Source organism: Brevibacillus panacihumi, assembly GCF_003710985.1.
GTDB lineage: Bacteria > Bacillota > Bacilli > Brevibacillales > Brevibacillaceae > Brevibacillus > Brevibacillus panacihumi.
Map to the genome: position 1 here is coordinate 57,549 of NZ_RHHT01000074.1, position 20,737 is coordinate 78,285.

Here is a 20,737-nt window from a genome sequence, read left to right on the forward strand (position 1 = left end):
TCGCGTCATGCCGAGCCCCAATTATCTATGCAAAAAGTTGAACAGTCCGCCTTATCCAAAATATTATACCGCCAATTCGACCTGGGAGTTGCCTGCCCAGTCGCCAACAGGCGTTACGGTATAGGTGGTTCCTGCTTTCAGTGTACCATTTTGCTGGAGGTCAAACACACCTGTTGCGCCTTTGCGGCTGGAATACTTATAGGTAGCCAGAAGCGTCTCTCCGTCAGGGCTGGTCAGCTCGACGCTGCGACCGGAAAACAGCTCGTCGCCAGGATCTGCAGTCAATGTGACCGTGATCGAGGTATCACTGACGGCTTCTGCTTCGCTCAATTGCAGCGGTGCGATTTCCTCTGCTACAAAGTTTGGATTCGCAATCTCTGCCCACTCAGAGGTTACCGTGTATCGGACGCCTGGTTTCAACGTCTCTCCTTCTGGCAGACGGAATTTTGGTTCTTGCTTGCCGTCCGTCGATTGTGTGAATGGTACGTACTTGGCTACAATCGGTTGACCGCCTTCCGGAGTGATCGTTACCTGGCGAGCCTGCATGGAGGAGATGATCTGATAGGTTCTGCCATCCGCGGCGTTGTTTTCATCCAGCACGAAAGCGTTGGCTCCACGCCCAGCACTGTAAGCGGAGATGACGTAGCCGTAATCGGTCACACCTGCTGTTTTCAGCGATTCGAGCTCAAAGGTATCGTTCGTCACCTGTCTGGCCTCGGTCATGTTCAGTTTGGTTCCTTGTCCTGCGAATGTACCCGCCTGTTTGCCTTTATAGGTCAGCGTGTAGAGGGTGCCGGGCTTCTGCGGCGAGGTAGGTACGATATAGGTAGAGAGAGAGCCTGTTTTCAGGCGAGGCATGTTGGTCAGCGCAAGCCCGTCGCTAAATGCGAACTGTTCCTTTGCCGTAGCAAAAGCCTCGTCCTCCGCTGTTAAGGGAGCATCGAAGGTGACGATCAGCGTGATCGCATTGAGCGGGCGTATGTCGGTAATGGCAGCCGTTGCGGAAGGAATCGCTTGATGCGCCGTATTCAGCAGATAGGCGGCTTCTCCGCGTGACAGCGGGCCATTGGTGGTAGAAACGCGCTCCATCCAGTATTGGACGGATTTCATGTCTCGTTTGAGCGCTTTGGCAATGATCTGCTCCAATTCTGCAGCTGTAACCGTGCGTTGTGGATCAAAGCGTCCCTCGTCAGCCTGGAAAATGTCTTGTCCTACCACCCTGGCGGCAAAATCAGAATACCAGGCATCTTTTTTCACATCGTCAAAGCTTGGCAGATGGTCCGTTTTTCCCTCCAAACCAAATGTCAGCACCACCATTTTTGCCAGTTCCGCGCGAGTTACGGGTTGCTGCACACCCATCGAGTGATCGGGATAGCCTTGCAAGACGCGCAGTTGGGTCAGTTCATTTACGGCTCGCTGGATTTCCTGTGAGGTTAATGGAGCAGCAGCTTGCGCGTTCAAGGCAGCGAAGGGGAGTGTTCCCGCACTGACAGCGGTGGCGAGCAGCATGGTAGCCAATTTCTTGGAAAAGGAATTCATTGGTAGATCCTCCTTTTGATTATCAAGGTAAGTTGCCTGTACCTGTATAGTAGAGGAGAGACCTAAATTCCCAAGAAACGAGAGATTAATAAATTCTAAAATCCTTCTTAAATAACCCTAAAAACGTCACACGGTAAAACGGTATCCGGCCCCCCAAACGGTTTCGATATACTGCGGATTGGAGGGATCGACCTCGATTTTTTCCCGCAGCTTGCGAATATGGACGGTGACGGTCGCGATATCTCCGCTGGAATCCATGCCCCAGATTCGTTCGAACAGTTCATTTTTGCTAAATACACGATTGGGATGGCTCGCTAAAAATTCGAGCAAGTTGAATTCCCGCGTCGTAAAAACAACCTCCTGGTTACGCACGTATACCCGGCGAGACTCTTTGTCGATAGTGAGACCGCGGATATGAATTTCCGCTTTTGGAACAGACTCCTGCTTGGAGAGAAGCCGTTCATACCGCGTCAGATGGGCTTTGGCACGGGCGACCAGCTCGCTCGGGCTAAAGGGCTTGGTGATATAATCATCTGCGCCGAGGTTGAAGGCGCGAATTTTATCAATCTCTTCTTTTTTAGCCGAGACGATCAGAATCGGAACTTCCTTGGCTTGTCTGATTTGACTGCATAATGCAAATCCGTCCATGCCGGGCAGCTGGAGGTCGATGATGATCAGGTTGTAATCGCCATTCAAGGCGAGTTGAAGTCCTTCCGTACCGGTATGGCATAAATCGACCTCATAGCCATTCAGTTCAAAATAGTCCCGTTCCAGCTGCGCGATGGTCGTCTCGTCTTCAATGATCAAGATGGTTGTCGGCATGGGAATCTGCTCCTCCTTGTGCATTCGCGCGTTTGAGGGTAAAGAACAGGCTTGTTCCTGCTCCCGGTTCACTTTCTACCCAAATGGAGCCGCCATGTCCTTCGATGATCTGGCGGGCGATGGCAAGACCGAGTCCGCTGCCGCCAGTCGAAGAATTGCGAGACTGCTCCGCGCGGTAAAAGCGTTCAAAAATATGCGGGACAGCCTCAGGCGGGATCCCCGTCCCGTTATCCCTGATTTCAACCGTCACCCATTGCGGATCGCTTTGAAGCGACAGTTGAATCGTTTTGTTCTCTTTGTCCATGAATTTTTGCGCATTTTCCACGATGTTGAGCAGGGTACGCTTTACTTTCTCCACATCGGCGATCACCTTCGTGTCCGCATCGATCCGCTCCCCCCAGCCGATCTCGATCCCCTTCTTCTCCAGCGCATAGTGCAGCTCGTCGATGCAATCATCCAAGAACGGAACAATCTCCACGTGTTCAAACGTAAACGGCACCTGTTTCAAATCGAGCTTCGAGTAGAGGAACAGCTCGTCTACCAGCCTGTCCAGATCCACGGCCTTGGAGTAGATGATGTTGACGTACTTGTCCATTTTCTCCGGCGTATCCGCGACACCGTCTCGAATTCCTTCGATGTAGCCTTTGATATTGGTAATCGGCGTTCGCAAGTCATGAGAGATATTGGAGATCAGTTCCTTGCGATTTTCTTCATCCTGCAAACGAAGGGCGACAGATTCCTGCAATCGCTTGCGCATGTTCTCGAACGCTTCGTTGAGCTGTCCGATTTCGTCCTTGGAGGAAAGATCGAGAGAGAAATCCAGATTGCCCTCCTTGATCTGTTCCGCAGAGTGGCGCATGGAGTCGAGCGGTTTGATCACACTGCGGGTAATCCAGCGGTACAGCAGGATGTTGGCGATGACGATAAACCCGATAAGCAGAATCAGGAGTATCGGGAGGAGCCTGCGGGTCACTTCGGCAAACGGACTGCGCTCGCGAATGACAAACACACTTCCTTTGGCGCCGTCCGTATAGTGGAAATCGAATTTGGCATAAGCGTAGAAGCGTTCCCCGATGTTGAAGGTATTGCGGATCTGATTGTTGTTCAAATCATAGCCGGGCAGATGCTTGGCCAAATCAGGCTGATGAAACGTCTCGGATGCAAAGACCTGATTGCTCTCCCGGCGGATAAAAAGACCGGCGCGTACGGTTCTGAGCTGAAAATCATAGTCCTTCAGAAGCTGTTCGTCCTGCAGCTCATCCGGAGAGTTTTTGGCCAGGTATTTCAACTCGAGGAAAATGGATTCCTCCTCTTCCGTCAATGGATTGAGCTGATAATGAACTTTATAGAAATCCCGAAAGCTGTGCAGATCGCCAGTCGTTGCGATCGTGATTAATACGGCAGTCAGGAAAAACATAAGCAGGCTGATGACGAGCATGCCTGTATAGGAAAGCAAAAGCTTGAGCCGAATGGACACGGTATTCACCTCTCAAAGGTCAAAGAAACATGGGGATGATGTCACATTCATTATATAGGAGACATTGCTGCAGTAAAGGGAATTCAATGGGAGAAGACGAGCTGCCACCCTAAAAAAGGAAAATAAGCAGTTGACTGGCAATGAAAGAGGTGGTAATGTTTTAGAAAATAATTCCGAGTAAACAGGTTTGAATAGTGTAGTTTGAAATTGCGGAGAAAGAGAGGATAACCGTATGACCAGTAGACAGATCAAATTGGCAGCCTATCTGGTGGGGACGGGAATGCACGTCGCATCCTGGCGCCATCCAGCGGCTCAAGCAGATGCCAGCATTGATATTGATTTCTACAAAAGCCTGGCGCAGTTGGCTGAACGCGGCAAATTCGACATGGTGTTTATCGCGGACAGCCTGGGGATTAACGAAGCGTCCCATCCCAATATCCTCAACCGATTTGAACCGATTACACTGATTACGGCTCTGGCAGGGGCAACCGCAAAGATCGGGGTGGTGGCGACGGCATCCACCTCCTATATCGAGCCGTACAATTTGGCCCGTCTTCTGCTGTCCGCAGACCAGATCAGCAAGGGCAGAGTGGGTTGGAACATCGTCACGACGAGGGATTTGTCAGGAAATACGGCACGCAATTTCGGCCGGGAGGAGCATTTTGACCATACCCTGCGCTACAAGCGTGCGGAGGAATTCGTCGAGGTGATCAGAGGCCTGTGGGACTCGTGGGAGGAAGACGCCTTTATCCGGGACAAAGCAAGCGGCAGGTTTTTTGACCGGAGCAAGCTGCATCGCTTGGATCATCAAGGGACATTTTTCTCCGTCCAGGGCCCCCTGAATATCGGCCGCTCGCCGCAAGGATATCCGGTCCTGGTTCAAGCGGGCTCCTCTGAATCAGGACAGAATTTTGCGGCGAGTACAGCAGAGGTAATCTTTTCGATCAAATACAACCTCGAGGACGCCCAAGCGTTTTACCGCTCCTTTAAAGGAAAAGCAGCCGCAGCCGGACGCTCCCCAGACGATGTATACATCCTGCAAGGCATCTCGCCCATCATCGGCGGGACGGAGGAGGAAGCGCGACAGATCCAGCAGCAGCTCGACTCCTTGATTACGGACGAAACAGCGTTTGGCTTTTTGACGGACTATTTCAAAGGCATCGACTTTAGCCAGGCAACCCTGGAGACGAAATCGGCGGAGCTGGGGCTGGACCGCCTGCCGGAGACCAAAGCGGATTACCGGAAGCATCAGCCGGTTATTGCCAGGGAAAATCCAACCTTGCGTGAGCTGTACTCGCTGCTGACCGGTTCTCACACCCACGATGGCTTCGTGGGACCGCCGGAAAAAATTGCCGCTACACTGGAAACGTGGTTTACGCAGAAGGCTGCTGACGGATTCATGCTGATGGCGCCTTTGCTTCCCGATGTTCTCGAGAGGTTCGTCGAGCATGTCGTGCCCATCCTGCAGCGCAAGGGACTCTTCCGCATCGATTATGAACGGGACACCTTGCGCGGACATTTTGGACTGCCAATTCCGAAGAATCGCTATACGGCTTCACCTGCCCTCCCGTTGAAAGGGCGGTGACAGCATGATCGCGATACGCAATCTCAGCAAGTCATACAAGACCCCAAAGGGAGCAGTCACAGCCCTTGACAATATCAACCTGGAGATTCAAAAAGGCGATATTTTCGGGATTATCGGATTTAGCGGTGCGGGAAAGTCGACATTGATCCGTTGTCTCAATCGTCTGGAGGAGCCTGATCAGGGGGCCATTGAGATCGAAGGCAGGCTGATCACACAATGCACGCCAGCAGAGTTGCAGCAAGCGAGACAAAAAATAGGGATGATATTCCAACACTTCAATCTCTTCGACTCCAAAACAGTCTTTCAAAACGTGGCCTTTCCACTGAAAGTGGCGGGGCATCCCGAAGCACATATCCAACGCCGGGTGAGAGAAATCCTCGAGCTGGTTCAGCTCCAAGACAAGGAAAAGGCGTATCCCTTTCAGCTTAGCGGAGGCCAAAAGCAGCGGGTGGGCATCGCCAGGGCATTGGTCAACGAGCCAGACGTCTTGCTCAGCGACGAGGCCACCTCTGCATTGGATCCGCAAACGACCTACTCCATCCTGGAGCTATTGAAGGAGATCAACCGGGAGTTGAACCTGACGATCATCCTGATCACGCATGAGTTGGATGTCCTGCAGCACATCTGCCGCAATATGGCAGTCATCGAACACGGCCGCATCGTGGAGACGGGGCCAGTCGACAAGTTTTTCCTGAATCCCGAGAGCGACACAGCCAGACGCTTTGTCAAAATCATCGAGTATTACCGTGAGCAAAGGATCGTGATGGAAGGAGTGGGGGCCGGCATATGAAGGATGATTTGCTCGAACTGCTGTGGCGAGGACTGCTGGAGACTCTCTATATGGTGCTCTGGTCCTCTTTGTTCGCGCTCTTGCTCGGGATGGCACTGGGAGTGGTCCTGGTTGTCACAGAAAAAGGCGGGCTTCTGCAAGCCCCAAGGCTGCACAAGGTGATCAGCACGGTGATCAACAGTGTACGTTCGCTTCCTTTTATTATCCTGATCGTCCTGCTGCTGCCGCTCGCCCGTTTTGTCGTGGGGACGACACTGGGTCCGACTGCCGCCATAGTGGCGCTGTCGATCGGAGCGGCTCCGTTTCTTGGTCGCATCATCGAGAACTCGCTGAAGGAGGTCAGCGTCGGGAAAATCGAAGCGGCGAGAGCGATGGGGGCGAATGCATCCACGATTATTTTCCGCGTGATGATTCCGGAAGCCCTGCCTGCCTTAATTCGCAGTATGACTATCGGTATTATTGGTATAGTCGAGTTCACTGCCATCGCCGGGGCCATTGGCGCAGGAGGGCTCGGCAGTTTGGCCATCCGCTTTGGCTATCAGCGGTTTCGGGAGGATGTCTTGCTTTCCACCGTCATACTGATCATCGTGCTGGTTCAGGTCATCCAGTGGACAGGTGATACGGTCGCGGGACGGATCGAGAGAAAGCGCACCAGATTTGAATAATGGCAACCAAAAAAGGAGTGGAGAGTTCATGATCAAGAAAAAAGGCTTGTTCAGTGTTTCCGTAGTACCCGTAATCCTCGCTTCGCTGCTTGCCGGCTGCGGCTCAGGTTCCAGTGCCACAGAAACCTCTTCCCAGCCGCCAAAGGAGGTAACGCTCAAAGTAGGAGCGGCTCCCGTCCCGCACGCAGAAATCCTGGAATTTATCAAGCCGAAGCTGAAAGAGAACGGGGTCCAGCTCGAAGTGATTGTGCTGGATGACGAGGGTCAGCTCAACCCAGCCCTGAAAGACGGGCAAATTGACGCGAACTTTTTCCAGCACGTACCCTATCTGGATTCGGTCAGTGCGGAAAAAGGCTTCGACTTTGCCGTTACAACCAAGGTTCATGTCGAGCCGATCGGCTTCTATTCGCAGAAGCTGGGCTCTAAGGATGAACTGAAGGAGGGAGCCAAAATCGGGATTCCCAACAACCCCTCCAACGAGTACAGAGCATTGGTCTTGCTGCAGCAGCAGGGATTGATCAAGCTCAAGGACGGTCTTAACAACTATGAGGCGACACCTAAGGATATAGTGGAAAATCCAAAAAAGCTGGAATTCATTGAGACGGAAGCTGCGACACTGCCAAGAGTTTTGCCCGACCTGGACGGTGCAGTGATCAACACCAATGTGGTATTGGAAGCCAAACTCGATCCCAACTCCGCGCTATTCCGGGAAGACAAGGATTCTCCCTATGCCAACGTAATCGCGGTTCGCAAAGGTGACGAAAACCGCGAAGAGATCAAAAAGCTTGATGCCGCTCTGCAAAGTGCCGAAGTGAAAAAATTCATCGAAGAAAAATACGGTGTCGCAGTCGTGCCAGCTTTTTAACAGATTTTCTGATGAAAGGGGAGGGATTCAGATGACGATCCAATTAAGCTTGTTAGATCAAAGCCCGATTTTCCCGGGGGAGACTGCGGCTGAGGCTTTGCATCGCACCGTCCAACTCGCCAAATTTGCCGAAGAGCACGGCTTTCATCGCTTTTGGGTGTCAGAGCACCATGATTCAGACTTGGTGGCTGGTTCATCGCCAGAGATTCTGATCGCGTATCTTCTTGCCCATACCGAGCGCATTCGGATCGGTTCGGGCGGGGTGATGCTGCAGCATTACAGCCCGTATAAAGTGGCGGAAAACTTCAATGTCCTCGCTTCCCTGGCACCGGGCCGCATCGATCTGGGAATAGGCCGGTCGCCTGGGGGATTGCCTCTCTCCACGCGGGCATTGCGTCAGGGAGCGGGCCCAGAAGGAACTGATCTCAAGGAAAAAATCAAAGAGGTGGAAAAATTCCTCACGAATTCGCTGGAGGAGGAGCATCCGCTCTACGGCCTTCGCGCCACGCCGGTTCCTGAGAAAGCAGCAGACCTGTTCATGCTGGGCACCAGCATCGCCAGTGCGGAAATCGCCGCTGAGCTGGGCTTGCCCTACGTTTTTTCCCTTTTTATCAATGGTGATGAGGATACGGCAAAGATCGCGATCGACACCTACCGCAACCAATTTCGCACGTTTCGCGGGACGAAGCCGCAGCCGATCCTGGCGATTTCCGTCATCGCGGCTGAAACGGACGAAGAGGCGGAGAACCTTGCCAGGGACATCCTGCTCACCAAGGTTCATCTAGCAAGCGGAAAAAGCTTTATCTTGAACACGGTGGAACAGGCGGAGGAATTCGGCAAGCAATCCGGGCAGGCATACACGATCGAGGTGCTGGAAGCAAAGATTTTGAAGGGCTCGAAGGAAACGGTGCGAACGGGCCTGCTGGCTGCCAAGGAGAAATTCGGGGTGAATGAATTTATCGTCACTTCTGCGGTCAAGGATTTTCAGAAACGGCTGGATTCATTTGCTTTCTTGCAGGCGGCCATTGCGGATTTGCAGAAGCAGACTGCCGTGTAAAGGGCTTGGGATAAGGAGGAAATGGCCCATGGGACATCTGGCTGATACACGATCAAGTGCGGAGGAATTGGCGGACAGATTGGTGGAATATCGCCGCCACCTGCACCAGTATCCCGAATTGTCGGGAGAGGAAAGAAAGACCACAGCCAAGCTGCAGGAGTGGCTCGCAGAAGCAGGGATACAAACCGTGGATTACGGACTGAACACAGGAGTGATTGCGGAAATCGGAGAGGGAAACAGCGGCCCGATCATCGCGCTGCGAGCCGATATTGACGCGCTGCCGATCCAGGAGGAGACAGGGCTTCCCTACGCGTCGCGCAATCAAGGGAAAATGCATGCGTGCGGGCATGATTTTCACACGGCGGCCTTGCTGGGAGCAGCGATCTTGCTGAAAAACAAGGAAAGCGGGCTTCGGGGCAAAGTGAGATTGATTTTTCAACCGGCGGAAGAAAAGGCTGTCGGCGCGCTGCAGGTGATCGAGAGCGGGGCACTGGAAGGTGTGAAGGCTATTTTGGGCCTGCACAATAAACCGGATTTGCCGGTCGGCGCCATCGGCATCAAAGAGGGGCCATTGATGGCGGCAGCAGACGGTTTTGTACTGGAGGTAAAGGGACAGGGGACACACGCGGCTGTACCGGAAGTCGGAGTCGATCCCATCGTAGCCGCCTCGCAGATCGTTACCTCCCTGCAATCGATCGTAAGCCGCAATCTCAGTTCGCTGCAGCAAGCAGTGGTAAGCGTCACGCGTTTTCACAGCGGGACCTCCTGGAACGTGATCCCGGAGAACGCCGTCCTGGATGGGACAATCCGCACGTTTGAGGAGAATGCGAGAGCGACGGTGCGGGAGCGGTTTGCGCAAATTGTGGAGGGGGTTGCGGCGGCGTATCAGGTGAAGACACAGCTTCGCTGGATACAGGGTCCGCCGGCTGTCCGCAACGATAGCAGGCTGGCTGCATTGGCGCGGGAGGCAACTGCCGCTTTAGGACTGACAGCGGTGGAGCCTGCGCAATCGTTGGCCGGGGAGGATTTTGCCTATTATCAAAGAAAGGTTCCAGGACTGTTTCTTTTCGTAGGAACATCAGGCTCAAGGGAGTGGCATCATCCTGCTTTTGATCTCGATGAAAGGGCGCTGCCTATCACGGCTGAGTACCTGGCAGAGCTGACCGAGCTTGCTTTGCGTTCTCTGTCGGAACAACCGGATCAGGAGAGGTGAGAGGATGACCAATTTCCGAGAATCCATAACCATCCGGGAAGCCGATGAAGCGGAGCAGGAAGCAGTGCGCAGCGTTATGTTGGAAGCCTACGGCCAGTATGCGGATTTGTTTCCAGCCGAGGTGTGGAAGAAATACCAGGATGAGATCGGTAATTCCGTCAGCGGGAAGGGGGCAATCGCCCGACTTGTGGCCGAAATCGATGGGACTATCATCGGAAGCGTCCAGTTGTATCCGTCAGCGGAAGCAGCGTATGGACGGACTGATATGGGGATCAACAGTCCTGTCATTCGTTTCCTATGCGTATCCCCGCTGGCGAGAGGAAGAGGCGTGGCCGCTGCGCTGATCGAGGAGGTAGTAAAGAGGTGTTTGGCGATTGGGGCTGCTGACCTCTACTTGCACACCGTAGATATGATGGCATCGGCTATCCGCTTGTACGAAAGGATGGGCTTCGAACGAGCCTATGAGAAGGAGTTTCACAACGGCCTGCATCTGGTGAAGTGCTATCGGCTCTCCTTGCCACAGGCGAAGCGAGTGGAGGCAGCCGAGCTTATTGTTCTGATCCGCCCAGAGGTTGGGATATAATGGAGGAAACACAGGCCAATAGAGGAGGGGGAAACCATGGAGGAATTGCGCTATCCGATCGGAACGTTCCAAAGGCAGGACTCGCTGGATGAGGAGACGAGGGCAAATTTCATTGCCGTGCTGGAAGCTGCGCCCGTCAAGCTGTCGGAGGCGGTCTCGGACCTGACGAACGAACAGCTGGATACACCTTACCGACCAGACGGGTGGACAGTGAGACAGGTCGTTCATCATTTGGCAGATGCAAATCTGAATTTCTTTTTCCGTACGAAGCTGGCGTTGACAGAAACAGAGCCGGTGGTCAAACCGTTTGACGAAGAGGGATGGGCGGAGCTGCCGGACAGCAAAGTGTTGCCGATTGATGCATCACTTGCACTGATCGAGCAATTGAACCGCAGATTGGTGTTCCTGCTGCGCTCAACCCCTGTGGCTGATTTCGCCCGAACTTACCGTCACCCGGTGAATGGCGTTTGGACGCTGGACGCAGCTCTTTCGTTTGCTGCATGGCACAATCTGCACCATACGGCGCATATTACGACGCTTCGTGAGCGGAAGAACTGGTAGCGGGGAAGCGGTAGAAGCGGTTCTCGCAACGTCGCTTGACGAGAGCCTCTTTTGCTGGAAAACCAGGGTGGGGATTTTTCTCCATTCTGGTTTTTTGATGTATTTTTCAATCAGGGAAAGAGACGGCAAATTCTATTTTTGACAGACTATTATGATCGATTCTTTCGGCAATTACATGGCTTACTCTTGTTTCAAAACGATGCTTGAAAGAACGTGTGTCCTTGAGAGCTTCTTTTAAATCATGTTCATGATTGAGTCTTCCGACGGTCAAATGGGGGAGATAGGTATGCATGTAGCTACGATATATAGCCATAGGCCCCGTATAGAGCTTATCATGCAAAGCAATGATTTGATCGTTCCCCTGCTTTACATTTAAGAACAGGTAGTGCCCATTAGAAGCCGTGATTTCTTCCAAGCGAATGGTAAATGGCTGAAACCCAGTTATGGCTTGTTTTACATGACGATAGAGATCGGTGTTTGTGATTTCGCTCTCAAAAGGAAAAACCAGCGTGATATGAGGAGGAATGAAAGTGTATAAGGGGTCGTACTTTTTTCGGATTGATTGGATCAACTCAACCTGTTCAATATCCGGAAAAATGTGAATCGCACGTTCCAAGGTAACACCTCTCTTTCCTTTGTTCCCCGCATGCCAGAATGTGATTTCCATAATTATACTATTTTCCTTTGATTGAACCAGCCCCCCTACACGCTACTTTTCAAAATCACCTCCTCCCGGTAGAGTAAACAAGAGAGAAAACGAATGTAACGCGAGATGAGGAAAATAGATGACAGTATACCCAATCGATCATGTTTTGCCCGAGTGTCAGGAAGCGCTGCGAATACAAGGAAGCGCGGTACTGATCGCCGAGCCGGGAGCGGGAAAGACGACCCGGGTCCCCCTCGCCCTGCTGGATGAGCCGTGGCTCGTGGGGCAGCGTATTTTGCTCCTGGAACCGCGTCGGCTGGCAGCGAAAACAGTCGCACGCTACATGGCAAAGATGCGAGGCGAGACCGTCGGGGAGACAGTAGGCTACCGCGTTAGGCAGGATTCGCGGATCGGACCCGATACGCGCGTCGAGGTCATCACAGAAGGCGTGCTGACCCGGATGCTGCAGTCTGATCCCTCTTTGGAGGGAGTCGGACTTCTGATCTTTGATGAGTTCCACGAGCGCAGTCTTCAAGCCGATTTGGGCCTGGCGCTCGCTTTACAGGCACGGGAGCTCTTCCGTGACGACCTGCGGCTGCTGGTCATGTCCGCTACGCTGGATGCAGGGCCGATAGCAGCATTGCTTGGGGATGCAACTGTCATCACCAGCGAGGGCAGGACCTATCCGGTGGAGACGCGGTATTTGCCGCATCGCTTGACCGACAGGCTGGAGTTGTCGACGGTACGCGTCATTCGACAGGCTCTGGAGCGGGAGGAAGGGGATATCCTCGTCTTTTTGCCGGGTGCTGGAGAGATCCGACGAGTGGCGAGTGAGCTTTCCTTGATCGACTTGCCTCCCGGGGTACAAATCTGTCCGTTGTATGGGGCTCTTCCTCAGGAGAAGCAAGACCAGGCACTCCAGCCAGCAAAACCTGGAGAGAGAAAAATCGTGCTGGCTACCTCGATTGCAGAAACAAGCCTGACCGTGGAAGGAGTGCGTGTCGTGATCGATTGCGGCCTGATGCGCGTTCCCCGTTTTTCTCCGCGAACCGGAATGACGAGGCTGGAGACGGTTCCGGTCTCCTTGGCTTCCGCTGACCAGCGCAGAGGACGTGCGGGGCGTCTTGGTCCGGGGGTCTGCTACCGCATGTGGACGCAACAAGAGGAGAGGGTCATGCCAGCCTATCATGTTCCCGGGATCAAGGAAGCGGATCTGGCTTCCCTGGCATTGGAGCTGGCGGCATGGGGCGTGAAGGAGCCGGCAGAACTGAGCTGGCTCGATCCGCCGCCGCCTGCTGCCTATATCCAGGCACGAGAGCTGTTGATGAGGCTGGGGGCGCTTGATGAACGGCATGTGCTGACTGCGCATGGAAAAAAGATCGCTGCAATGGGGCTGCATCCTCGATTGGGACATATGCTTGTGAAAGCCGATCAGCTTGGGGTCGCCATGCTGGGCTGTCTGTTGGCAGCCCTTCTCGGGGAGCGTGATATCCTGAGGGGAAGCGGAGCGGGACGTACGGCGGATCTCGGCCTGCGCATGCAGATTTTGCTCGAAGGGTCGCAAGCCTCAGGAAAGTTGCAGACGCTTCCTTCCGATGTAGAGATAGATCGCGGGACTTGCGTGCGGGTAATCGAAGAAGCGGAGAGATATCTGCACGAACTCGGCAACTCCGACAAGCCTCGTATACAAGAAAAGGACCTTGCTTCCATCGGCATTCTCGTAGCCTTTGCCTTTCCTGATCGAATCGCCCAGCGTCGAGAGAATGGTCGGTATGTATTGCGCAACGGCCGGGGAGCTGCTTTTCCGGCGGAGCAATGGCTCTCCTATGAAAAGATTGTGGTTGCAGCGCAATTGGATGATCAGGGGACGGATAGCCGGATTCGACTGGCTGCAGCGTTGAGCGAGGCGGAGCTGGAGCAGCATTTTGCTGCCGAGATTGAGGAAGGGCAAAAAGTATGGTGGGATAGCCCGTCCCAATCCGTGCGCGTTCGCAAGCAAAAAAAGCTGGGGGCGCTCTTATTGCGGGAATCCTCTGTCGCCGATCCCGATCCGGATGCGGTGCTGCAGGCGCTCCTTTCAGGGATAGCACAAGAAGGATTGGAGATCCTGCCCTGGAATCGCCAGGCGATCCAGTATCGGCAGCGCTTGCAGATGATGCACAGCATCGAGGAAGGCTGGCCGGATGTCTCGGAGGAAGCGTTGTTGGGCAGCTTGGATGAATGGCTGGGTCCTCATGCGTACGGCTGCAAAACGCGAGATGACCTGTCGCGCTTGTCCCTCGATTCCATCCTTGCAGAGCTGCTGAGTTGGAGCCAGCGACGCGAATTGGAGGAGTATGCCCCGACACACATAGTCGTGCCAAGCGGTTCACGAATTCCCATCGATTATTCTGATCCGCAAAATCCAGTGTTGGCAGTTCGGCTGCAAGAGGTGTTCGGATGGCATCAAACGCCGTGTATTGGCCGAGGACGGGTCCCGTTGACCTTGCATCTGCTGTCGCCTGCCCGCCGTCCCGTACAAGTGACTCGTGACTTGTCCAGCTTTTGGCAGCAGGCGTATTTTGAGGTGAAAAAAGATTTGAAGGGGCGCTATCCCAAGCACTACTGGCCAGATGATCCCCTCCAAGCGACACCGACTCGCCACACCCGCCCACAAGCCTAGCGGTCCCAGGAATGGGCCGGGAATTTTCCCGCTATTCGTAGGTGGACGTTCCTAATTTGGTAGTGCAATATTCGCGAGTCGGGGAATCCGTGAAACCTTGGACAAGCGATTTGACGTCTGGAGAGTATTGCTTCTTCACGTACTCCCCCCTGGATAACGGCTGCTTGATTTTTCAGGCAGCCTTCCTTTTTAGACATCTGGTTGACATCATTTTCCCATACCCTAGAGAGTAGAGATCAGAGGCGTCAGAAGGGAATGAGAGGGATGAAAAGCATCCTCGTAGTGGAAGACGAATTGCCGATCTCCCGGGTGTTGAAGGCGTATCTGGAAAAGCATCATTTTCAGGTCGTACAAGCCTTCACGGGGGATGAAGCACAACAAAAATTCGATACGTGCAATCCAGCACTGGTTCTATTAGATGTCATGCTCCCTGGCCGCAGCGGATGGAGCATTCTGGAGTATATTCGGGCGAAAAGCTCATGTCCCGTGATCATGCTGACCGCTTTGGGGCAGATCGACAACAAGCTGGCAGGGCTGCACCAAGGGGCGGATGATTACATCACGAAGCCGTTTATCGCAGACGAGGTAGTCGCGCGCGTACAGGCTGTCCTTCGCCGATCCACTCAGATTATGGAGGGGGAGCATGTCACGCAGTTTGGCAGTCTGAAAGTGGATTTCAAAGCGCGTACGGTCATGCTGCACGGCATCGAGATCTCGTTTACCCCGAAGGATTTGTCGCTGTTTTTATTTCTCGCCCAGCACAGAAATCAGGCATTTACACGTGAGCAGTTGCTCGATCAGGTATGGGGCATGGATTACGAGGGGAGCGATCGGGCTGTCGACCTGGCGATCAAGCGGATCAGACGGGCGCTGGAGCACTGGCCGGCAGCAGAAGGGGAGATCCGTACCTATCGGGGACTGGGGTACAAGTTAAGTGTCTATGAATAAGAAGAATAGAAGAACATCGCTGTTTCGCTATTGGACGACGCGCTATCTGCTCACATTATGTGTCGGTCTGCTGGTGGTAGGGGTGACTTCCAGTTATTGGATACAACATAGCGAGACGACGAAGCGTTTGGACATTATGAAGCTGATGGCAGCGGAAATCGCGGAGCGGGTGGTGGACGTCAACGGACAGCTCCGGATGGCTCCGTTTCTCTTTCGCATCCTGGACAGCAGGCAGAAATCCTTGCACCTGGACTACAAGCCCATTCTGCTGGTGGTTGATGCGAAGAAAAAGCCGCTGCTTGACGGGCCAGGCCCTTTTTCAGGAGAACTGAGACAATTGCTCCCTGCCTTGCTTGAAGAAAATCAGGATGCGAAGAAGATTACCTTGTCGCGCGGGGAGCAAGTCCTTTTTGTCAAACATACCATCCAGGTCAACCAACAGGTCGCAGGCTGGGTTCTCCTGTTCACCGCAGACAAGGATGTCATGCGCAGCAGCACGCAGTTTCAGCTCCTTTTTATCATGCTGCTCAGTCTGGGCTTGCTGGGATGGCTGGTCATCTACTTGCTGACCAAAAAACTGTCCCAGCCGATCAAGGATGTAGCAGTCGCGGCCAATCAAATCGTAACGGGAAATTATGAGATCCATCTCGACAAGGAACGGCCCGAGCAGGAGATCTACGAATTGAATCATTCCTTTAAAGAAATGGCGGATCGCCTGCGCCAATTGGAGATGATGCGAACCGAGCTGCTCGCAGGGGTGACGCATGAGCTGAAAACCCCCGTGACATCCATCAGCGGATTGATCCAGGCGGTGAAGGACGACATCGTGAGCGGAGAGGAGGCCAAGGAGTTCCTCGACATTTGCTCCAAAGAGACCTCGCGCCTGCAGAAAATGGTAGAGGACCTGCTGGATTTCAACTCTTTTGCAGTCGGCGATATTCGGATTCGCAAAGAACAGCAAAACATGAATGAGCTCATCGTGGAAATCTCCCATCAGTGGCACATTGCGATGGAAAGAGAGGATCTGACTGTCGAGATCGAGAAGCCGGACCATGATGTCATGGCACTGACCGATCCGCTGCGGGTACAGCAGATCCTCTACAATCTGCTGAACAATGCTGCCCAGGCAATCCCGGCAGCAGGTCGCATCTTCCTGCGCCTGTCCGAGACCGAAGACGAGATCCGGATCGAAGTGCAGGACAACGGCTGCGGAATCCCGTCGGAAGAGCAATCGCTGATCTTTGAACGCTATTATCGCGGAGAGGAAAAGAAGCAGATGCTCCGAGGCCTGGGATTGGGCTTATCGTTCAGCCGGATGATCGCCCAGGCTTTGGGCGGTTGTTTGTCGCTGAAGGAAAGCTCGCAGGCGGGCAGTACATTCCTGTTGGTATTGCGAAAATAAGTGAGTAAAAGACGACTATTGCCTACGGGCAAGGTCGTCTTTTTCTTTGCCTTCATCTGACATAATGCTGACTCATTAGCGCCTTATAGTGGGGCAAAGGCAGGAGTAGACTTGCAAGATTTTGTACATAGCGGGGGGAGTCTCCAAGTGAATGAGACAAGCAAGAAACAAAGCTTCTTCTCCAAGACAGGGAAGAACAGAAAACGGATCATGATTACAGGTCTGGCCGTCCTGCTGTTGGGCTGCGGAGGTATAGTCGGCTACCAGATGTTCATGGCGCCTGCCCAGGCAGAAGCAGCCTACACGGTCGTCAAGGTAGGGAGGGGGGATATCACCGAGACAGTCATGGCATCGGGGACGGTCCAGGCCTCCAAGAGATCTACGCTGTCCTTCGCCGATGCAGAGAATGCCAAGGACGTCATCTCCTCGATCAATGTCCAGGTAGGCGATGTGGTGAAAAAAGGCGATGTTCTGGCTACCATGGATGATTCCGTCGCGCGGATGCAGCTGATCAATGCCGAAGCCAACCTGCTGTCAGCCCAGGCGAAGCTGGAGGAAGCACTGAAGAGCAAAACCGAAGGCGAGATGCGGACCCTGCAGGCAAACGTCAATCAGGCGAAAACCGAGCTGGAGATGGCGACCAAGACGATTGATTTGGAAAAGGCGCGCAATGACGAGGCCAAGGCCAAGGAAAATCTGGACAAAGCCAATAAGAATTTCAATTCGCAAAAGGCGTTGTTTGACGCAGGGGCGATTTCTCGCACGGAGTATGAAACGGCGCAGACAGAGCTGGAACAGGCGAAGCGTGACTACCAGACCGCCACACTGGCATTGGAGCAGGCTGAAGGACAGTCGGCGTACAAGATCGAGCAGGCGCAGGCAGCGTACCAAACCGCTCTGGAAAATCTCGAAGAAGCCCAGAAGGGTCCAGACTCCGCCAGCATCCTGTCAGCCAGGGCAGCAGTCGAGCAGGCAAAAGCCCAATTGCAGACGAGCCAATCCGCGCTCAACGCCGTTACCTTGAAAGCGCCAATGGACGGCGTGATCGTAGCGGTAAATGGAAACGTCGGAGAGATCCCATCCAACCAGGTCATCGTGATGGACAACTCCAATTCAGGCAATCTGGAAGTGCTCGCTCAAATCAGCGAGAGCGACATCGGAAAAGTAAAAGAAGGACTTTCTGTAACGTTTGGCACGAATACCTATCCGGACAAGACGTTTCATGGCTCTGTCAAGCTGGTGTACCCGGAGGCGACCACCAATTCGGGGGTGACGACCTACGATGTCCTGCTCTCAGTGGATAACAAGGAAGGCTTGCTGAAAATCGGCATGACGATGAATGTGACCATCGAAATCGGCAGCCATACCAATGTGCTTGTGATTCCAGCGTCTGCCTTGCAAAGCCGCAATGGAACGGACGGGGTTCTTCTGATGAATAGCAGCGGCTCGGCTGAGAACAGAAGCGGCGCAGCAGAGAGCAGAGCGGGCGATGGCGAACAAAAACAAGCAGGACGGCAAGGCCAGCAGTCGCCGTCATCAACCCAACCAAACAGCCAGCAGGAAGGCAGACAGGCAGGCAACTCAGAAAACCGTGGCAACCTGCCGTATCGCTTCCAGCCAGTCAAAATCGGTTACTTTGCTTCCGGCCGCGTCGAAATCGTCGAGGGCTTGTCTGAAGGCGACCAAATCGTCATTCTTCCGACAGCAGGCGGCAGCTCCGGTTCTACTCAGGGCAGTATGCGCATGGGCAGCGTACCAGCAATGGGCGGATTCCCGGCAGGCGGCGGCATGAGGACGATGATCCGATGAGACCAGTCATTCAGATGGAAGATTTGCGCAAACGGTATCAGATCGGCGACCAGGAGATTCAGGCGCTGCGCGGAGTGAGCCTGTCCATCGAGACGGGGGACTTCGTCGCGATCATGGGACCTTCCGGCTCTGGAAAGTCCTCGATGATGAATGTGATCGGGTGCCTCGACAAGCCCACCTCGGGCGAGTTTTATCTGGACGGCTATCCCGTATCACAGGCCCATGACGATGAGCTGGCAGAGATTCGCAACCAGAAAATCGGTTTTGTCTTTCAAAATTTCAACCTCTTGCCACGGACGACAGCGGTCGAAAATGTGGAGCTGCCTATGCTGTATGCCGGGAAATCTGCCAAGGAGCGTCGCGAGCGTGCCATCCGCGCTCTGATTGAAGTGGGATTGGAACAGCGGCTGTACAACAAGCCCAACGAATTGTCAGGCGGACAGCAGCAGCGCGTCTCGATCGCCAGAGCACTGGTGAATGATCCGGTCATCCTGCTGGCGGATGAGCCGACTGGAGCCTTGGATACGAAGACCAGCGAAGAGATCATGGGAATCTTCCAACAGCTTAACGATGCAGGCAAAACCGTCATCCTGGTCACGCATGAACCGGATATCGCCGAATATGCCAAGCGTATCGTCCGGTTCCGGGATGGTCAGATCGTCTCCAACGAAGTGGTGGAAGAACGCAGAAGAGTGTTGCCGGAGGTAGGAAGAAGATGAGCTTTTTAGAGAGTTTGCGCGTCTCATTTCGCAGCATCAAAGCCAATGGCCTGCGCTCTGTGTTGACGATGCTCGGGATCATTATCGGGGTCGCCGCGGTGATCGCGATGGTCGCGATCGGGGAAGGAACCTCTGCCAGCGTGGCATCGCAGATCAATGGGCTTGGCAGCAATCTGCTCATCGTCTCTCCCGGGCAGGCTACGCAAGGCAGGATCAGCCTGGGGGCAGGATCCCTCAATACCCTGACTCTCGCCGATGCCGAGGCGATCGCCCAGAAGGATTCTGTGTCCGGGGTAGCTCCCAGCGTCAACGGAAGGGCACAGCTCGTCTGGGGCAGCAACAACTATTCGACGTCATTGGAGGGGACGACAGAGTCCTTTCCAGAGGTACGCAACGTACAGGTGGCACAAGGACGCTTTTTTTCCAACTTTGAGGTGAAAAAGCAGTTCAATGTGGCAGTCGTCGGGACAGAAATCGTCACCAACCTGTTTGGAGGCAGCAGCCCAATCGGAGAAACCATTCAGATCAACCGGATTCCATTTACCGTGATCGGGGTGCTGAAGAGTCAGGGAAGCTCGGGAATGACGAATAATGACGACAGGGTCTTGATCCCGGTTACTACCGCGATGAGCCGTTTGACCGGAGGCAAATACGTCAATTCCATCTATGTCTCAGCAGCATCGGCGGAGCAGATGGCACAGGCGCAGGCAGACACTGCGGAGACTCTGCGGGCCCAGCACAATTTGCGGCCCAGTGAGTCCGACGATTTTCGCATCACTTCGCAGTCGGATATTCTCAGTACGGCCCAGGCTGTTTCCGGGTCGATGACAGCCCTGCTTTCCGGCATTGCGGCCATTTCCCTTATCGTCGGGGGGATCGGCGTGATGAACATCATGCTGGTCTCGGTTACGGAGCGTACGCGTGAGATCGGCATCCGCAAAGCAATCGGAGCCAAAAAGCGTGATATTCTGAGGCAATTTCTGATCGAAGCGGTGACCCTCAGCCTGCTTGGCGGCGTCATCGGCATTCTTTTGGGTATTGGCGCGGCCATGGCTGTGAGCAAGCTGGCCGGGATGGCAACTGCAATCACGATCTCGCCTGTCCTGTATGCATTCCTCACGTCAACCGCTGTAGGGGTCATATTCGGCGTCTATCCAGCGCGAAAAGCAGCTCAGCTCAAGCCGATTGATGCTTTGCGCTACGAATAATACAGGAAGCTAGGGCCGGTAACGGAATTTTTACATGTTGGCTGAAAGCTCCCCCTTGAGAAGCCCACAAAAGGTTGGAGAGGGATCAGGAAAGGTGGTCGAGGAAAAAGGGAAAAAAAGCGCAAGGCATTTGGGATCTTGACCCAGGCGCAACGGAAAAGGCGCAACACGCTCTTAGCGGCCAGC

Annotated in this window: 18 protein-coding genes; 14 read left to right on the forward strand and 4 right to left on the reverse strand. The window is 53.9% G+C overall.

Going from position 1 to position 20,737, the window contains the following annotated elements:
* Positions 1–63: 63 nt before the first annotated feature.
* The 3 genes from EDM58_RS24165 to EDM58_RS24175 all read right to left on the reverse strand — a co-directional run bounded on the left by EDM58_RS24165 (position 64) and on the right by EDM58_RS24175 (position 3,838).
* Complete coding sequence (locus tag EDM58_RS24165; RefSeq protein WP_122915598.1) at positions 64–1,539, reverse strand: S-layer homology domain-containing protein; 1,476 nt, start codon at positions 1,537–1,539, stop codon at positions 64–66.
* A gap of 126 nt (positions 1,540–1,665) precedes the next feature.
* Positions 1,666–2,361 (reverse strand): response regulator transcription factor, encoded by a 696-nt coding sequence (locus EDM58_RS24170; RefSeq protein WP_122915599.1) that lies wholly within the window; start codon positions 2,359–2,361, stop codon positions 1,666–1,668.
* Positions 2,336–3,838 (reverse strand): sensor histidine kinase, encoded by a 1,503-nt coding sequence (locus EDM58_RS24175; protein WP_122915600.1) that lies wholly within the window; start codon positions 3,836–3,838, stop codon positions 2,336–2,338. Before EDM58_RS24175 ends, EDM58_RS24170 begins: the two co-directional genes overlap by 26 nt.
* 232 nt (positions 3,839–4,070) lie before the next feature.
* Here EDM58_RS24175 and EDM58_RS24180 point away from each other — a divergent pair, with 232 nt between their 5' ends.
* The 8 genes from EDM58_RS24180 to EDM58_RS24215 are packed head-to-tail and all read left to right on the forward strand — an operon-like array spanning position 4,071 to position 11,157.
* Positions 4,071–5,423 carry an LLM class flavin-dependent oxidoreductase gene (locus EDM58_RS24180; RefSeq protein WP_122915601.1) on the forward strand — a complete coding sequence of 451 codons (1,353 nt, stop codon included), beginning with the start codon at positions 4,071–4,073 and terminating at the stop codon, positions 5,421–5,423.
* Positions 5,424–5,427: 4 nt separating this feature from the next.
* Entirely contained in the window at positions 5,428–6,213 is a 786-nt protein-coding gene (locus EDM58_RS24185; protein ID WP_122915602.1) for a methionine ABC transporter ATP-binding protein, read from the forward strand.
* Positions 6,210–6,878 carry a methionine ABC transporter permease gene (locus EDM58_RS24190; protein WP_122915603.1) on the forward strand — a complete coding sequence of 223 codons (669 nt, stop codon included), beginning with the start codon at positions 6,210–6,212 and terminating at the stop codon, positions 6,876–6,878. Before EDM58_RS24185 ends, EDM58_RS24190 begins: the two co-directional genes overlap by 4 nt.
* Positions 6,879–6,906: 28 nt before the next feature.
* Complete coding sequence (locus EDM58_RS24195; RefSeq protein WP_122915604.1) at positions 6,907–7,743, forward strand: MetQ/NlpA family ABC transporter substrate-binding protein; 837 nt, start codon at positions 6,907–6,909, stop codon at positions 7,741–7,743.
* Positions 7,744–7,774: 31 nt separating this feature from the next.
* Positions 7,775–8,800, forward strand: coding sequence for an LLM class flavin-dependent oxidoreductase (locus EDM58_RS24200; RefSeq protein WP_122915605.1), 1,026 nt, complete (start codon positions 7,775–7,777; stop codon positions 8,798–8,800).
* 28 nt (positions 8,801–8,828) lie between these two features.
* A complete protein-coding gene (locus tag EDM58_RS24205) occupies positions 8,829–10,013 on the forward strand; it encodes an amidohydrolase (protein ID WP_122915606.1) in 1,185 nt (394 codons plus the stop codon).
* Positions 10,014–10,017: 4 nt separating this feature from the next.
* The gene (locus EDM58_RS24210; protein ID WP_122915607.1) at positions 10,018–10,596 is read left to right on the forward strand and encodes a GNAT family N-acetyltransferase; all 579 of its coding nucleotides are present in this window, start codon (positions 10,018–10,020) and stop codon (positions 10,594–10,596) included.
* Positions 10,597–10,632: 36 nt separating this feature from the next.
* The gene (locus tag EDM58_RS24215; RefSeq protein WP_122915608.1) at positions 10,633–11,157 is read left to right on the forward strand and encodes a YfiT family bacillithiol transferase; all 525 of its coding nucleotides are present in this window, start codon (positions 10,633–10,635) and stop codon (positions 11,155–11,157) included.
* Positions 11,158–11,263: 106 nt separating this feature from the next.
* On the opposite strand, the gene EDM58_RS24220 is transcribed toward EDM58_RS24215, so the two are convergent.
* Entirely contained in the window at positions 11,264–11,824 is a 561-nt protein-coding gene (locus EDM58_RS24220; protein WP_122915609.1) for a 2'-5' RNA ligase family protein, read from the reverse strand.
* A gap of 118 nt (positions 11,825–11,942) precedes the next feature.
* Between EDM58_RS24220 and hrpB the strand changes: the two genes are divergently transcribed.
* From hrpB to EDM58_RS24250, 6 genes are all read left to right on the forward strand, one after another.
* Positions 11,943–14,465: an ATP-dependent helicase HrpB gene (hrpB, locus tag EDM58_RS24225; RefSeq protein ID WP_122915610.1), complete on the forward strand. Its 2,523-nt coding sequence runs from the start codon at positions 11,943–11,945 to the stop codon at positions 14,463–14,465.
* Positions 14,466–14,729: 264 nt separating this feature from the next.
* Positions 14,730–15,413 (forward strand): response regulator transcription factor, encoded by a 684-nt coding sequence (locus EDM58_RS24230; RefSeq protein ID WP_122915611.1) that lies wholly within the window; start codon positions 14,730–14,732, stop codon positions 15,411–15,413.
* The gene (locus EDM58_RS24235) at positions 15,406–16,815 is read left to right on the forward strand and encodes a HAMP domain-containing sensor histidine kinase (protein WP_122915612.1); all 1,410 of its coding nucleotides are present in this window, start codon (positions 15,406–15,408) and stop codon (positions 16,813–16,815) included. Before EDM58_RS24230 ends, EDM58_RS24235 begins: the two co-directional genes overlap by 8 nt.
* A gap of 147 nt (positions 16,816–16,962) precedes the next feature.
* Positions 16,963–18,624, forward strand: a complete 1,662-nt coding sequence (locus EDM58_RS24240; protein WP_122915613.1) for an efflux RND transporter periplasmic adaptor subunit — start codon at positions 16,963–16,965, stop codon at positions 18,622–18,624.
* Positions 18,621–19,343, forward strand: coding sequence for an ABC transporter ATP-binding protein (locus EDM58_RS24245; protein ID WP_122915614.1), 723 nt, complete (start codon positions 18,621–18,623; stop codon positions 19,341–19,343). The genes EDM58_RS24240 and EDM58_RS24245 overlap by 4 nt, the downstream gene beginning before the upstream one ends.
* The gene (locus EDM58_RS24250; protein WP_122915615.1) at positions 19,340–20,551 is read left to right on the forward strand and encodes an ABC transporter permease; all 1,212 of its coding nucleotides are present in this window, start codon (positions 19,340–19,342) and stop codon (positions 20,549–20,551) included. Before EDM58_RS24245 ends, EDM58_RS24250 begins: the two co-directional genes overlap by 4 nt.
* Positions 20,552–20,737: the final 186 nt, after the last annotated feature.

Bases quoted from the DNA above. Each gene is read 5' to 3' on its own strand.
- EDM58_RS24165 (WP_122915598.1), bottom strand. From the start codon at position 1,539: ATGAATTCCTTTTCCAAGAAATTGGCTACCATGCTGCTCGCCACCGCT.
- EDM58_RS24170 (WP_122915599.1), bottom strand. From the start codon at position 2,361: ATGCCGACAACCATCTTGATCATTGAAGACGAGACGACCATCGCGCAG.
- EDM58_RS24180 (WP_122915601.1), top strand. From the start codon at position 4,071: ATGACCAGTAGACAGATCAAATTGGCAGCCTATCTGGTGGGGACGGGA.
- EDM58_RS24185 (WP_122915602.1), top strand. From the start codon at position 5,428: ATGATCGCGATACGCAATCTCAGCAAGTCATACAAGACCCCAAAGGGA.
- EDM58_RS24190 (WP_122915603.1), top strand. From the start codon at position 6,210: ATGAAGGATGATTTGCTCGAACTGCTGTGGCGAGGACTGCTGGAGACT.
- EDM58_RS24195 (WP_122915604.1), top strand. From the start codon at position 6,907: ATGATCAAGAAAAAAGGCTTGTTCAGTGTTTCCGTAGTACCCGTAATC.
- EDM58_RS24200 (WP_122915605.1), top strand. From the start codon at position 7,775: ATGACGATCCAATTAAGCTTGTTAGATCAAAGCCCGATTTTCCCGGGG.
- EDM58_RS24205 (WP_122915606.1), top strand. From the start codon at position 8,829: ATGGGACATCTGGCTGATACACGATCAAGTGCGGAGGAATTGGCGGAC.
- EDM58_RS24210 (WP_122915607.1), top strand. From the start codon at position 10,018: ATGACCAATTTCCGAGAATCCATAACCATCCGGGAAGCCGATGAAGCG.
- EDM58_RS24215 (WP_122915608.1), top strand. From the start codon at position 10,633: ATGGAGGAATTGCGCTATCCGATCGGAACGTTCCAAAGGCAGGACTCG.
- EDM58_RS24220 (WP_122915609.1), bottom strand. From the start codon at position 11,824: ATGGAAATCACATTCTGGCATGCGGGGAACAAAGGAAAGAGAGGTGTT.
- hrpB (WP_122915610.1), top strand. From the start codon at position 11,943: ATGACAGTATACCCAATCGATCATGTTTTGCCCGAGTGTCAGGAAGCG.
- EDM58_RS24230 (WP_122915611.1), top strand. From the start codon at position 14,730: ATGAAAAGCATCCTCGTAGTGGAAGACGAATTGCCGATCTCCCGGGTG.
- EDM58_RS24235 (WP_122915612.1), top strand. From the start codon at position 15,406: ATGAATAAGAAGAATAGAAGAACATCGCTGTTTCGCTATTGGACGACG.
- EDM58_RS24245 (WP_122915614.1), top strand. From the start codon at position 18,621: ATGAGACCAGTCATTCAGATGGAAGATTTGCGCAAACGGTATCAGATC.
- EDM58_RS24250 (WP_122915615.1), top strand. From the start codon at position 19,340: ATGAGCTTTTTAGAGAGTTTGCGCGTCTCATTTCGCAGCATCAAAGCC.